The 14,872-nt window shown below is 50.1% G+C and carries 11 protein-coding genes and 1 riboswitch; of the genes, 3 read left to right on the top strand and 8 right to left on the bottom strand.

Annotated features, from left to right (window positions below; genetic code table 11):
- Positions 1-12: 12 nt before the first annotated feature.
- The 3 genes from QBE55_13700 to QBE55_13690 are packed head-to-tail and all read right to left on the bottom strand — an operon-like array spanning position 13 to position 3,922.
- Positions 13-1,245, bottom strand: coding sequence for a Ger(x)C family spore germination protein (locus QBE55_13700; protein ID WZL78539.1), 1,233 nt, complete (start codon positions 1,243-1,245; stop codon positions 13-15).
- Positions 1,242-2,339 (bottom strand): endospore germination permease, encoded by a 1,098-nt coding sequence (locus tag QBE55_13695; protein WZL78538.1) that lies wholly within the window; start codon positions 2,337-2,339, stop codon positions 1,242-1,244. The genes QBE55_13700 and QBE55_13695 overlap by 4 nt, the downstream gene beginning before the upstream one ends.
- Positions 2,336-3,922: a spore germination protein gene (locus QBE55_13690; protein ID WZL78537.1), complete on the bottom strand. Its 1,587-nt coding sequence runs from the start codon at positions 3,920-3,922 to the stop codon at positions 2,336-2,338. The genes QBE55_13695 and QBE55_13690 overlap by 4 nt, the downstream gene beginning before the upstream one ends.
- A gap of 188 nt (positions 3,923-4,110) precedes the next feature.
- On the opposite strand from QBE55_13690, the gene QBE55_13685 reads away from it, so the two are divergent.
- From QBE55_13685 to QBE55_13675, 3 genes are all read left to right on the top strand, one after another.
- Positions 4,111-6,633 carry a DNA internalization-related competence protein ComEC/Rec2 gene (locus tag QBE55_13685; GenBank protein ID WZL78536.1) on the top strand — a complete coding sequence of 841 codons (2,523 nt, stop codon included), beginning with the start codon at positions 4,111-4,113 and terminating at the stop codon, positions 6,631-6,633.
- 207 nt (positions 6,634-6,840) lie between these two features.
- Positions 6,841-8,313: a glucose-6-phosphate isomerase gene (locus tag QBE55_13680; GenBank protein ID WZL78535.1), complete on the top strand. Its 1,473-nt coding sequence runs from the start codon at positions 6,841-6,843 to the stop codon at positions 8,311-8,313.
- Positions 8,314-8,401: 88 nt separating this feature from the next.
- The gene (locus QBE55_13675) at positions 8,402-9,385 is read left to right on the top strand and encodes a Na/Pi symporter (GenBank protein WZL78534.1); all 984 of its coding nucleotides are present in this window, start codon (positions 8,402-8,404) and stop codon (positions 9,383-9,385) included.
- 51 nt (positions 9,386-9,436) lie between these two features.
- Here the strand turns inward: QBE55_13675 and QBE55_13670 are convergent, their stop codons facing one another.
- The 5 genes from QBE55_13670 to argF all read right to left on the bottom strand — a co-directional run bounded on the left by QBE55_13670 (position 9,437) and on the right by argF (position 14,872).
- Positions 9,437-11,965: a cation-translocating P-type ATPase gene (locus QBE55_13670; GenBank protein ID WZL79954.1), complete on the bottom strand. Its 2,529-nt coding sequence runs from the start codon at positions 11,963-11,965 to the stop codon at positions 9,437-9,439.
- Positions 11,966-12,076: 111 nt separating this feature from the next.
- A riboswitch (NiCo riboswitch) is annotated at positions 12,077-12,171 on the bottom strand.
- Positions 12,172-12,471: 300 nt separating this feature from the next.
- Complete coding sequence (locus QBE55_13665; protein WZL78533.1) at positions 12,472-13,050, bottom strand: HD domain-containing protein; 579 nt, start codon at positions 13,048-13,050, stop codon at positions 12,472-12,474.
- A gap of 27 nt (positions 13,051-13,077) precedes the next feature.
- Positions 13,078-13,539 (bottom strand): hypothetical protein, encoded by a 462-nt coding sequence (locus QBE55_13660; protein WZL78532.1) that lies wholly within the window; start codon positions 13,537-13,539, stop codon positions 13,078-13,080.
- Positions 13,526-13,756: a helix-turn-helix transcriptional regulator gene (locus QBE55_13655; GenBank protein ID WZL78531.1), complete on the bottom strand. Its 231-nt coding sequence runs from the start codon at positions 13,754-13,756 to the stop codon at positions 13,526-13,528. The genes QBE55_13660 and QBE55_13655 overlap by 14 nt, the downstream gene beginning before the upstream one ends.
- Before the next feature lie 159 nt (positions 13,757-13,915).
- Positions 13,916-14,872 (bottom strand): ornithine carbamoyltransferase, encoded by a 957-nt coding sequence (argF, locus tag QBE55_13650; GenBank protein WZL78530.1) that lies wholly within the window; start codon positions 14,870-14,872, stop codon positions 13,916-13,918.

Raw genomic sequence — 14,872 nt, 5'->3', positions numbered from 1 at the left:
GCATGAGGGCGCTCATATCCCAGTCAGAATAATGTGGACATCCGCATGGACCGTAACCCCCACGTCCGGGTAGATGGAATTCCAGTCCGAGCCCATCCGTTCCCAGTAAGCCGGTTCCCCGGCCTGTAGGATGCGGTCAAACTGGAAGACGTCTGCTTTGAATTTTTCCTGCATGGATTCAATTGTTTCCGTGCAGAGATCCTGAATTTCCTTTTCGTATTCTGCTTCCAGGCTTTTGAGAAAGGGCTCGCTCAGCTTTTCGTGGGTGTGTAGATTAATGTCTTCTGAGTAATCCCCCTCCACCTTGATGTCAATACGAAAGCTTACCTGGTCTCCGTTTACAATGGGAGTGATTTCAGCTTTTTCATTGGTTATTTCCATAGCGACCCGTCCTTCTTCTCCCTTCGGTGTATCAACGGTGATTACGCCGCCTTCATAGGTATTCCGTATCAGGTTGATGGCTTCCACCTCCATCTCCGTTGCCCATCCTGCCATTCTTCCGTTATGGAAGACCGCTCCGCCGCTTGCCTTGTTTTCATCTTTTGTGGAAATTACTTTTGCCAGAACAAAGTCATGGCCGTCATGCAAAGCGCATATCACATCTCCCATATTGGTATGGTATACCATTCGGGAATCTCTACTGGAATTATCAAAGATACCGGACAAATAAACGGAAGAATACTTATCAATTCTGGGGACAACATCCAAAATGCTTTTGGCCTCTCCCGGGCAGATCAGTACCTTGATTCCCCGCCTCATTTCCGGTTCCCTCATAAACATATCCAGAATATTGATCAGCCCTTTTCTGGCCACTTCTTCCGAAAGGATGAGGACCTGAAGGTGTTCATAATAGAGGGACAGGCCGGTGCGGGATGCCATTTCACGATTTATGCTGAAAAAGGAATTGCCAATTTGCGTAATTTCCCAGGATTGTGAACCTTCAGCAGATTGAATGCCAGGCCCTTCCGGCATATCCGCATTTGCAAGTATGGGCAGCTGTATGGTCATGGCATAACCCGGTTCCCCTGTGTGGAGCTGCATTTTCTCCAGCTTTTCCTCTTCCTGGGGAGAAGCCTGATTCGGGCCGGTGGATTCCGATGATTGGGGATCGGGAGGATAGGAATCGATGGCCAACCCCAGTACATAGCCTCTGGTATCGATGTCCTTTTGATCCCAGCACCCCGTAAGCAGCAGGGCCCCAATCAGAAAAAGCAACAGGGAGGAACGCTTCAGGGAATGTCTCATGCTCTTGTCTCCCTTCTCTTCTTTATATAACCCATGGCCGTGATGAAGGGAAAGATCAGCAGTCCAAAAATACGGCTTGATTTTTTTATTTTGGAAAAAAACGATATGGCCTCTGTTCCGCTTCGGATGAAGAGGGCAATCCCAATCAACAACAGGGCGATTCCCCAAATGACGTAATTTTGGTGTTTGGTTTTCATATGTAGCAATTCTAAAAAATTTCTTTTTGTACGGAAGAGGAGCAGAGCAACCGATACGAAGACGATATTGATCCACAATATGGCGGCAAAGGACTCCGCTCTTTCCAGAAAAGTGCCTGGGATTTCAATGGATTTCGCCAGTGTCAGGGTAGGATACGTCAGATAACCAATGTCCGTTGGCCCAAATACCATGATGGTAATAAGTGTTAAAGCAATGTACAGGAAGATTGGAATTCCCAGGCCAGCAAGGTACCACTTAAAAGTTCCCTTCGTTTTTTGGGTATAGCAATAGAAATAGGCTATGGTGCCATATCCGGTAAACTGCTGATATCCTGTCAGGATTCCCTTCACCACATTCCCTGTGTTTTTGTACAGAATGGGCTTTAAGTTGCTGAGGTGAATCTGATTCATCGGCATCAGGAGAATGCCCAATATGGTAACAGCACAGAGTGGGAAAATAATATCCATAATTCCTCCAATGGCGAAAACACCTTTGCAGACTGCATATCCGGCCGCCAGAAGGATCAGAACAACAATCGGGAGCATCGGTGTTGCGCTCAGCAGGAACATTTTCAGTGCCTGCGCAAAAATTCTCAGGGACATGCCAAGATACAGCACATCATACACAATAAAGGGAAGCAGGATAATCCTGCCGAAGAAGTCCCCGAATATATGCAGTAGGATCTGCGGCAAATCCATTTCCGGATACAGATGTGCCAGATAGTAGCAGACACTGCCCAATATCATGGCTGTCATACCTCCCAGTATCAGGGATATCCAGGCGTCCTGTCCGGCAACGTCAACCATGTCCCGCTGGACGATCAGAATGTCGATTCCCAGGATTCCGCATGCGGTCAGTGTCATAACCTGAGGGGGCATCAGCCTTTCTTCTTTCATGAAATCTCTTTCTCCTTTTTCCGGGAATGGCTCCTTTCGGTATCTTCCGGATTCAGGAATTCAGGACGCTTTTTCAGGTCCTTGAACGGTGCACGGATCACCGTGTCTTTCCAATCCTGGAAGCGATAAGGGGTAATGGGGCTCAGGTATCGGATGCCGAAGTTTTTCAGGGAAGAGAGATACGTCAGCAGCAGAAGCATCCCTATGGCGATCCCGAAACTTCCCAGGGTTGTGGCAAGTATCATAAAGGGCACCCGGAGGATCCGGGAGGCCAGGCCGAGGCTGTAATCCGGGATGGCAAAGGAGGTGACCGCAGTAACAGAAATCACAATGACCATGATGGGGCTGACGATGCCTGCCTGAACTGCGGACTGACCGATCACCAGTCCTCCTACGATGGAAACGGTCTGGCCCACTGCCTTGGGCAGCCGTATGCTTGCTTCCTGAAGGAGCTCCAGGACAGCTTCCATTAACAATGCTTCAATGAAAGCGGAAAAGGGCACCCCCGTGCGGGTGGAAGCAATGGACAGCACCAGTCTTGTGGGCAGCATCCCGGGGTTATAGGCGGTGATGGCAATGTATATAGCGGGAAAAAGGGAAGAAAGAAACAACCCGACATATCTGGAAATCCGGATAAGCGAGGATACCAACCAGCTTTCACAATAATCGTCCGGACTTTGCATCAGTATGGGCAGGGTGACCGGAACCAGTATGGCATTGGGAGAGCCGTCCGTCAGGACCGCAACTCTTCCTTCACTCAATGAAACGACCAGCTTGTCCGGCCGTTCGGTGATCTGAACCTGAGGAAAGATGGAGTCGGGCCGGTCTGTCACCAGAGTTCCGATCTGAAAAGCAGACTGTCCCATATCCAGATCAACAGAGCTCAGCCTTTTCCGGAGATCCTCCACGATATCCGGATCGGCGATTCCCTTGATATAGACAAGGACAGACTCGGATTTGGAGCGCCTGCCGATTTTATACTCTTCAAGCATCAGATTCGGATCCCGGATCCGTTTCCGGATCAATCCAAGATTGATTTTCAGGGTCTCCACGAATGCTTCCTGCGGACCTTTTACCGAAGGTTCCACAGTGGGTACGGCAAACGGTTTCCCGTTTAATTCCCTGGTGTTTACAATCAACCCTTTTGCGTACCCCTGAATGCACAGAAAGGTGTCCCCGGACATAACAGCCAAAACAATTTCATCAAAGGTTTCCGCTTCCTGAACGCTGCCGATGCTGAGCATGGAATCCTTTACGGATTGGAAATTCACTTCCGTATCCGAATCAATTACCGCTGTCGACTGCAGAATCAGCGGTTTGAGCAGATGGCTCATAATCATTTCCTCATTGACCAGATCCGCAATGTAGAGAATGGCAGCCTGATACTTTGTTCCTCCGATTTGGAACTCCCGTGATTTAATGTCGAAGGTGTTGTTCATGGAGTTCTTCAACCGCGTAATATTATCCTCCACAATTTCTGAGAGTCGGAACGGCTTCAGATGATCCGTGTCTCCCTTGATTCCAAATTTCTTATCTTTTTTCCTATCTTTCTTTTCCAATCGTCGCTTCAGCAGTTTTACCATATTTCTTTCATCCTTTTTTCATGCGGCTCCGGCCGTTCCATGATTTTTCCCGTTAAAACGATCTATTTTTATTATTATGGCCCATTTTCATCATAATGATGACAAAAAACCAGAATATAGGCATAGGCATGGTATTTTTTTCAGGCCATTGATATAATAATGGAAAAGATCAGTGTGGGGGCAGACGGATGAGGAGAGGAAGCAGGGAGATCTGGGTTAAAAGGCCGATATTATGGGGGCTGGCCGCCTATATCGCCGGACTTGTTTTTTCGGTTTATTTCCGGGTGGAAGCCTTGTATTGCTTGCTGGGGATGACAGGGGCTGCTCTGCTGGCTCTGGTGTTCCGGAGAAAAGCTGTCTTTCCGCTTCTGCTCAGTCTGGTTTTGATCTTTGGCTGTCTTCGTGGAGCACTGTTTTTCGGAACAAGGAATCCACTGGCTCCCTATGTCGGAAAGAGAATCACGATACAGGGTACAGTGACCGGAGATCCGCAGATCGAATCGGATCGGGCCGTTTACGTTCTGGATGTTGAAGCGGTGCAGACAGGCAGGACGATCCATATCGCAGGGGGAAAGGTGCGGGTTGGGCACTATGCGGGATTTTCAGATGGCGGATTGTCCCGTTCGAAGTCCGCTTCGCAGGCGCAGACTTCCCCATCCGGCCACGTTCCTGCCGTCTCTCAGGATCCCTCTTTCTCAGTCGATTCTCCGGATTCTTCCTCAGCCGGTTCGTCAGGTTCTTTTCCCGATCCAGGCAAAGGAAGTTTTTCCGAAGCTTTTCAAGCGGGGGATGTGCTGCGGGTTACGGCAACCCTGAAAGAGCCCACCGGGCCCAGGAACCCCAGGGGCTTTGATTATAAAGGCTATCTGGCGAGAAGAGGCATTTACAGCATGATGAACGCTTCCGGCCGGAATGTTGTTTTTCTCAAAAAAGTCAGATCCTTTTCTGTAAGCGGCATGCTAGCCCGGTTTCGCCGCCAGGCGGATATTTCGCTGGATCGTACTGTTGGGGGACAGGAAGGGGCCCTTCTGAAAGCTCTGTTGCTGGGGCAGCGCTGGACCATTGAGCCGGGAACGGTGGATGCATTTCAGCGGACCGGTCTGGCACACGTTCTTTCCATTTCCGGATTGCATATCGGATATATCGTGATGCTGCTGCACTTTCTGTTCTCCCGGTTTCCCCTTCAAAGGTGGACGCCCCTGATTTTTGAGGCGACGATTCTCCTGCTGTACTGTCTGCTGGTGGGAGCTGCTCCATCCGTGATGCGTGCGGTTGTGATGGCAGTGATTTATTCCGTCGGAAAAACCATGGGCAGGAAATCGGATACGATCAACAGTGCCGGAGTGGCGGCGTTCTTGATTCTGCTGATCCGGCCAATGGACATTCTGGAAGTCGGTTTTCAGCTGTCCTTTCTGGCAGTCGGTTCCATTGCCCTGTTATATCGGCCAATTCAGGAAAGACTGCGCTTTCTGCCGTCCAAAGTGTCTTCCCTGATTGCAGTCACCTTATCGGCCCAGCTGGGTACCTTTCCCCTGACGGTTTATTGCTTCAACACCCTGACGCCGTGGTCGGTCCTGACCAATTTGGTTCTGGTTCCCGCACTGGGGGCAGTTACCATGGGAGGATTTTTGATTCTGCCTGTGGGAATGATTTTTCCGGCAGCAGCAAAAATTGCGGCGGTTCCGCTCCGGGTTCTCTGCCGCCTGGTTCTGGCGGTGACCGATCTTGCTGCAAAGCTGCCTTTTGCGTCGATACCGGCTGTGTCTCCGTCCATACCGGCGATTCTGGTTTATTATCTGGTGTTGCTGACCCTGTCCAGGGAAAGGCCCGCTTTTATCCGAAGGCCTTATGTGGTGTGTACCGTACTGATTGGTACCTTGGTGGCCGGCCCCTTCCTCGTTGAAGTCCGGAAGCCAAAGGATCTGGAAGTAACGTTTGTGGATGTGGGGCAGGGAGACTGTACGCTGATTCGGACTCCCGACGGGAAAACCATACTGATGGACGGTGGCGGCAAGGAGGACAGGAATGTGGGGGAGGATACGGTCCTTCCCTTTCTGCTGAAAAACGGCGTTTCTTCCCTGGATCTTGTCATTATGTCCCATTGTCATTATGATCATATCGGAGGGTTGCTTCCGGTGCTGGAACAACTGCCGGTGGATGCCTTTATGGAATATCCGCCGGGCCAGGCAGAGCCGGCGTACCTGGAGCTGAAGGAAACGGTCCGGCGAAAGGGCATTGATGTTCTGACGGCGAAGCGGGGACAGACCTGGAGGATCGGCAGGGAAGTAAAGCTCCATATTCTGTATCCGGAGGATCGTGTGGTGAAATCGCTGGCCCATGGCAATGAGAATAATTATTCCCTGGTGATTCTTCTGGAATACCAGGATACATCGGTCCTTTTTACAGGGGATATGGAGGATCGTGTGGAGTATTATCTGGCTGGAAGGATCCGGCAGGAAAATGTGGATATTCTCAAGGTGCCTCATCATGGCAGCCGGACTTCCAGTACGGAGTCGTTTCTGGACGCCATTTCCCCGAAAGCCGGCGTGATACAGGTTGGAATCAATCTGTTTGGCCATCCGAGTCCCCAGACACTGGACAGGCTGGAGCAGAGGGGAGCCCGGGTTTATCGGAACGATGAACAGGGGGCGGTGATGATGCATTACCGGGATAAGCATTGGAGGATCCGTACCATGCTGCAAAGCCCGTAACGGATTTTGGGAGACGAGTCACCAATACCGGATATGTTATGTATGATAAGTATAGATGTATCTTTGATATTCCCTTTGAAAAGCAGGTTTTTCGGTAGAACCATTGCAATATTTGTGTTAGAATAGTTTTTGTTGAATAAAATCGAATTTTTGAGAATAGAGCAGCAGGATGAGAATGACAACGGTTTGGAAAGGATGATTCGATAGATGAAGAGATATGAGGATCAGCAGTGGAAGGAAAGCATGGGAATTACCCTGGACTTCAATAACATGATGTCCGGGATGATAGGAGAGGAGCAGGGCATTTCCGGAAGCAGCATGGAAGCGATGTCCGATTCCCTTGCGTCTGCCGCCAAAGCCATGGAAACAAAGCGTGCAGAAGGCAGGATGGATTGGAGGGATCTTCCCTATAATCAGAAGGAAACGGTGGAGGATATCAAGCGTACCGCATCCCGGATCCGGGATCGGTTTGATGCCTTTGTGGTTCTGGGGATCGGTGGTTCTGCCCTGGGTCCCATTGCAGTACAGCGGGCACTGAATCATGCCCATTACAATGAATTGCCCCGGGAGAAGCGGGATGGATATCCCCGGTTTTATGTGGAGGACAATGTGGATCCGGAAAAAATGCAGGCTTTGCTTGATGTGATCGATCTTACGAAAACCACATTCAATGTCATCACCAAATCGGGCAGTACATCGGAGACCATGTCCCAGTTCCTGATTATAAAGGACATGCTTCAGCAAAAGCTTGGTGATCGATACCGGGAGCATCTGATTGCCACGACAGATCGGGAAAACGGCAATCTCATCCGGATCGCAAAAGAAGAAGGGCTGAAAACCTTTTATATTCCCAGGGGAGTGGGCGGCCGGTTTTCCGAGATGTCTCCCGTGGGCCTGCTTTCCGCGGCAGTGTGCGGCATTGACATTGAGGAGATGCTGGCTGGTGCAGCCTACATGGATGAGATCTGCCAGGATGAAAGTGCCTGTGAAAACCCTGCTTATATGGCGGCAACCCTTCAGTATCTTGCCATGAAGTCCGGCAAGAATATCTCCGTCATGATGCCGTATGCGGATTCCCTGAGGTATATTGCAGACTGGTATGCGCAGCTTTGGGCAGAAAGCCTGGGAAAGCGTGTCAACTCCAGGGGAGAGACGGTTCATGCGGGGCAGACTCCTGTTAAGGCTTTGGGAGTGACCGATCAGCATTCCCAGGTTCAGCTCTATACGGAAGGTCCCTTCGACAAAGTGGTTACCTTTCTGAGAGTGGGAAGATACCGTACTACTGTGAAGATTTCCAATGGATTTGAAGGGATTCCCGCTGTGTCCTTTCTTGGAGGGCATACCATGAATGAGCTGATCCATGCTGAGCAGACGGCGACGGAATATGCCCTGCTGAAGGCAAAAAGGCTGAATTGGACCATTATCCTGCCGGAAGTGAATGCCTTTACCGTAGGCGAACTTTTATATTTCCTTGAAGTGGAGACGGCGTTTGCCGGGGAGCTTTTGGGTATCAATGCCTTTGATCAGCCGGGAGTGGAAGAAGGAAAAAATGCAACCTATGCGTTGCTGGGCCGTCCGGGGTATGAAGCAAAAAAGGCAGAACTTGCTGCAAGGCCGGAGAAGAAGCCGGAATATGTATTGAAAGGGAAGGTAAAGGAACCGGTCGGCGGCGCTGTATAACAAGCTGATAAAAAAGAGACATATTCCTGTCCTGCATCCGATAAGATAGTATCAGTGCAGATACAATACACCGTGACCGGAGGGCAGGATGCTGGATATTTTACAGGTACTGATCCATTTTGTCGTCGGATCCCTATTGATTGTGACCGGCGTGAACACCATGGGAAGCACACTCGAGCAGGCAAACTCGAAGCTTCTGGATAAAGCCATGCGTGCATTTTCAAGGAACAAATGGACTTCCTTTTTTACCGGCATCCTGCTGACCGGTCTGGTACAGAGCAGTACAGCGGTAACGATTTTGACGATAGGATTTGTGGATTCCGGCATCATGAAGCTGGAAAGTGCAGTCGGCATTATTTACGGCGCAAATATCGGGACGACGTTTACCGCCCAGTTCATGAGCTTTCAGATTACCCAATATTCCCGGTATATCCTGATAGCCGGGTGTATTCTGAGTTTTGGCCCGATGCGAAAGTTCAGGACAGCAGGCAATGTACTTGCAGGCATCGGTTTGTTGTTTTCGGGATTGGAGCTGATGGATAAAAGCGTAAACATCCTGAAGAACAATGCTTTTCTGGTTCAATGGCTGCAGGCTCACTCGGACAACGTCTTTCTGTGTCTGCTTGCCGGTCTGGTGATCACCATGCTGGTGCAGAGCAGCAGTGCAACGGTCGGAATGACCATATTGCTGTTCAACGGCGGATTGCTGCCGCTTTCTTCCGCTGTTGCGCTTACCCTGGGGGACAATATAGGGAGCTGTATTGTTGCCCAGATCGCCGGTATGGAATCCAGCACGGCGGGGAAGCGGGCCGCATGGGCCCATACCATTTACAATATTGCCGGCGTTCTGCTGGCATGGCTTTTCTTGTCTCAATTCTGCAGGTTTGTTCAGTTTATGACCCATTGGATGGGGCAGGACAGCAGCCGCCTTATTGCAAATGCCCACACGATGTTCAATGTGCTGAGCGCCATGCTGTTTCTGCCGATTTCAAAGTATTATGTGAGATTTCTTCAGTGTGTCATTCCGGAAAGGAAACCGATCCGCCGTCTGAAGGAATCCAGGCACCTTTGATGCCCGGATTCCTTTCGGTCGGGCGGACTTTTAATACTCATTTTCAAAACGCTATTTTGTATTCCGTTTTTTAATATATTTGATCAGATCATACCACAAAACCGAAGCAGCAGCCAGTCCCACAGCAGTCAGCAGCAGGGGGGCAGACAGCGCAGACAGCTTCAGGATGCCGGAAAGGGGTGAGTAAAGAATAAGGGCCAGTAACAACAGAGTGCCGGCATTTGCCACCTGCATCACCCGGTCTCCGGCAAGCCGCCGCATGGATCGGAACGCGGGATCGCTGTCGGAGCTGTTGACCTGTACCAGGAACAGATTTGCCAGCATAAGGATGGCAAGCCCCATGGAGCGGGCTACGGGCGCACGGGAAACATCTCCTTTCAGCAGGGAAAAATATGCGCTGAATGAGGCGGCGAATATGAACAGACCCTGCAGGGAACTTTTGAGGAACAAGCCGGGAGTCAGCAACTTTTTCTTCGGGTCGCGGGGGCGTCGCTCCATGATGTCCGTTTCCGCCGGCTGGCGCTCCAGTACAATGGAGCAGGTGGGATCGATCAGTATCTCCAGCAGTACAATATGGAGCGGTAGCAAAGGCAGTGCTGCAGGCGGAATCTTCAGCAGCGGCGCCAGCAGAGAAGCAAAGGCAATCGGAACATGGATCGTAAACACATATCCCACCGCCTTGCGGATATTATCAAAGATACGGCGTCCATCCCGTACGCTCTCCACGATGGTGGTAAAGTTGTCATCCATCAGGATGAGGTCGGCAGCCTCCCTGGCCACCTCGCTGCCACGTTTTCCCATGGCAATGCCGATATCGGCATATTTCAGGGCTGGTGCATCGTTTACTCCGTCGCCGGTCATGGCTACGATCTCCCCGTTCTCCTGGAATGCCCTGACAATGCGCATTTTATGTTCCGGCAGCACACGGGAGAAGATGGAAACTGTTTGAACGGCTCTTTGAAGATCCTCATCGCTCATGGCGCTGAGCCTGTCGCCCGTTAAGATGTCACCGCTGTGAGGCAGCCCTATTTTTCCGGCAATGGCGGAAGCCGTGGCGCCGCTGTCGCCTGTAATCATAACGACGCGGATACCAGCCTGGTTACAAACTGCGATATCCGCCCGGACATTTTCCCGCGGCGGATCGGCCAGGCCCACCAGCCCCAGCAGAGTGAGCCGGCAGTCGGTAATGGCGTCCGGAATCTCCGCTTCGCTGGCTGGCTTTGCCATGGCAACCGCAATCACCCGCAGTCCCCGACCGGAGAGCTCCGTGTTTTGCCGCTCAGCCTCCGCCCTTTGTTCGCCGGTAAGGTTACAGATGGTGAAAATCCGTTCGGGACTGCCTTTGGCAGCGATTCGGATTTCTCCCTCATGACGCCAGACATGGCCCATCATTTTCAGGTCATTGGTAAAGGAGTATTCCGTGAGAAAACCGCTTTCCTCAAAGAGGTGTTTCCGTGAAATACCCTGGTCTTCGCAATAGGACAGCATTGCCTTTTCCATTGGATCAAAGGGTTCGGTCTCGCAGGCCAGGCCCATGGTTTCCACCAGGCCCTGCCTGTCGCCGGCTGCAACCCAGATATCCTCAACGGACATTTGATTTTTGGTAATGGTTCCGGTTTTATCCACGCAAAGTACGGATACGGCACCCAGCGTTTCCACACTGGGAAGCCTGCGCACCAGGGAATGTTTTTTCGCCAGCCGCCATGCGCCCATGGAAAGAAACACGGTCAGGATAACCGGGAATTCCTCCGGAATCATGGCCATGGCCAGAGTAATGCCCGACAGGACACTCTCTGTCAGCCGGTCCGGGAAACCATGATCCGGGAGATTGCGCCAGGTAAATATGCCAATCAGGATAAACAGCCCGCCTGCAATGCCGGCGCAGGTTTTGACCAGATGGTTTATCTGCTTCTGGAGCGGAGTATCTTCCTGTGGAGCACCCGCTACGCTTTTACCGATTTTCCCATACTCTGTGCCTGTACCAATGTTCGTCACCCGAACGGCAGCGGACCCCTGGTTTACCAGTGTTCCCGCGTAACAGCGGTCCTTTCGCCAGTAATCCCCCGAAGGTTCGGCATCTCCTTCCGCGGTTTTCCAGACGCTTTCGGCTTCTCCGGTAAGGGAAGACTCGTCTATGCGAAGATCTGCACATTTGACGATCACCCCGTCGGCGGGAACCTTTATTCCTTCCTGGATCATCATAAGGTCGCCGGGTACCAGATCCGCACTGGCTATGGTTTGCTGCTTTCCATCACGGATGACGGCAATGCGGGGCTCGGACAGATCTTTCAGGGCATTCAGGGTTTTGTCGGTTTTCCATTCCTGAACCACATCTATGGTGATCATACCGGTTACAAAAATAAGCATGATTCTTCCATCATGGGGTTCTCCAAGAACAAAATAAATTGCGGCTGCCGCCAATAGCAGCAAAAACATGGGTTCACAGAGAATGTGCAGCGCCTTTTTGAAAAAGTTGTGCTTTTTTGGGGGCGTCAGCTCGTTTTTACCGAACTGCTCCTGAAGGCGTCTGACTTCGTCTGAGGTTAAGCCTGTTTCGACAGGGTTTGATGTGTTTGTCATAAAAGAATCCTCCAATGGCCTTTTGGCGTAAAAGATTTCTCCTATGGCACTCCATTTTTCAAAAGTCGGCTGTTCTGTCAGAATATGAAAAAACACATCTGCAGAACATACCACTGTCCCACAGATGTGTTGATCGTTCATCTGTTGCCGCTCTTTGGGCGGCCCGGCACCATGCCATACGGCATCGCCTGCTCAGTTTGTACTGTTGAACTCGCATTCCCATGGAATGTAATGCAGTGCAAAGAGATTACTATATAGTATATGAGCCCAGTTGGTTAAAGTCAACCGTTTTTTTAGGTTAATGTGAAAGATTACCGTATAGTATATGAGAGGGTATCGGAAATTTACCAGGATTCATTGAATTTTCAAGGTTCATCGCTCTTTTTAAACTGCGAAGTTTGAGTAGGTTATATATTTATTGCATGCTCGATAAAAATCTTATCTGGAGCCCAGTTCTATTTTTCATCCTGGAAAATTTCTATGTCCCAGCTAATTCCGAACCCCTTTCACTGCGGATAACTGTTATTATGATTCAGAATTTTTTGCTTTGTTCTCTCATCAAGAAAAGACCGAAGCTGCTGGAGCAGCTCATTGCCTTCAAAATATTCCCTGCCATAGCTCAGGTTGAATAAATAATCGAAGTCCGGCGGATTATCACCCTGGTTATGCTGTATAATCGTTTCTGCCTTATCCAATGCCTTTACCAGTTTGGCTTCCGGCGTTGTGCCTTCATTATATTCCAGCCAGACATTCACCATTCTGCGGGCCTGTGGTTCTGGCAGAATCGAAAAAACAGACTGCACCGCCCGATATTCGGATTCGTATTTTATTTTCTTGTCCGGGCATGACGCAGCGGAAACATCGCCATCATAGATTTCGCCAATATCATGAATGAGACTCATTATCAGAACTTTGGATAAGTCCAGCTCAGGGAAAGAATCTGACAGAACAGCGGCAAAAAGAGCAAGCCGCCATGAGTGCTCCGCAGTGCTTTCCCTGCGTCCTGTGCTGGTCCAGGCCGTTCGCAATACAGATTTCAGCTGTTCCGATTCTTCCATAAAAGATAAGAATTTTCTTATCTCCATATCTATTCTCTCCATTCGTGTTTTTCTTCATTGCCGGTTGCGCTGATAAGCAAAGTATACAATCGTTTTTAGCAATCCCGTGATCAGTAATATGGAAAAGGACATATAAAAAGCCGTCATATTGTACATAGACGAAGTAAGTGTAATGGACAGAAGCAAAAGCATCAGGATATCCACCACAATTCCTCCGCTTTTGTCATGAAGGAATTGATTTCTCTCATCCAGTTCCTGCCTCATCTGCTCTTTCAGGAGGTATTTGTTGCTCAGAAGCTTTTTGCTTGCATGTATTCTGTAAAACACATACGCCAATCCTCCGAAAAAGGCGATGCTGCTGAAAGACTGGGCCAGCGGCGTCATAATGCGCGAGTCACCTCCGCCTGTCTCGCCGATCACAACCATATACACCAGCATGCAGATGACGATCAGCCACAATATGCGGATACGCCTTCTGATTTTGTCCATATATGAAAAATGACTAGAGTCCTTCATACTTTCTGTCCTCCAATTCTTTATTCTCTTTCAGGCAGCACAAATCTTCAATGGTTGTTCTGAACACCCGGGCCATCCGGTAAGAGAGCATCAGGGAAGGATTATATTGCTCTTTTTCGATGGAAATAATGGTTCTGGCAGAAACATGAACCAGATCGGCAAGCTGTTGCTGTGTCCATCCATTGGCAGTTCGCATCTCTTTCACTCTTGTTTTCATAGGATCAGGATCCCCTCCTGCAATTATGAAGCCAACTTCATGTGAGGCTAGCTTCATAATATAGGAAAGAGTAGGAATTGTCAATATCCCTGGCAGATTTTTATGAATATCTTCCGGGTTCGCTTTTCGGATCACCAGGTTCATGGGTCGCGTCCTCTTCTATTTCATCAGCAGAGCCATAATGGCTTTGTGCGTGTGCAAGCGGTTTTCCGCCTCGTCAAATACGATGGAATGAGGCCCATCAATGATTTCGGTGGTGACCTCCTCCCCCCGGTGGGCAGGCAGGCAATGCAAAAAGACAGCATCGTGTTTGGCAAGGGCAAAGAGGGCAGAGTTTACCTGATAGGGGGAAAACGACTTAATCCTTTCGCTGCTTTCCGCCTCTTTTCCCATACTGGACCAAACGTCGGTATAGACTGCATTCGCATTTGCAATGGCTTCCTGTGGACTGTGGGTGATTTGCACCGAAGAGCCGGCAATGAACGCGTTTTTCTTTGTTGTTTCCACGATTTCCGACTTTGGCTCATAACCGGCGGGGCAGCCTACGGAGATATCCATTCCCACTTTGGAGCAGCCGATCAGCAGGGAATGGGCCACATTGTTCCCGTCGCCGATAAAGGCGAGCTTCAGACCCTGCAGGGTGGATTTCTTTTCATAGATTGTCATCAGGTCCGCCAGAATCTGGCAGGGGTGCAGTAAATCGGTCAGTGCATTGATGACGGGGACGGTGCCGTACTTAGCCAGATCTTCCACATCACGTTGCCGATAGGTCCGGATCATGATGCCGTCCACATATCGGGAAAGAACCTTTGCGGTATCTTCTATGGTTTCTCCCCGGCCGAGCTGAATATCATCGGAACTGAGGAACAGAGCCGAACCTCCCAGCTGATACATTCCCACCTCAAAGGAGACTCTGGTGCGGGTGGAGGATTTGGTAAAGATCATGGCCAGTGTCTTTCCCTTCAGCAGAGGATGGGCAATGCGGTTCCTGCGCTGCTCTTTCAGTTGGAGCGCCAGGGAGAGAATTTGAAATATCTCGTCTGAACTGTAGGACTGAAGCCCCAACAGATGCTTCTGCCCAAAGGGCTTTTCCGGTTTATAAGGATACAGATCCAT

Source organism: Eubacteriales bacterium mix99, from assembly GCA_038396605.1.
Taxonomy (GTDB): domain Bacteria; phylum Bacillota; class Clostridia; order Caldicoprobacterales; family DTU083; genus UBA4874.
The sequence above is the reverse complement of the archived record's forward strand: the minus strand, read 5'-3'. Positions and strand labels throughout refer to the sequence as shown.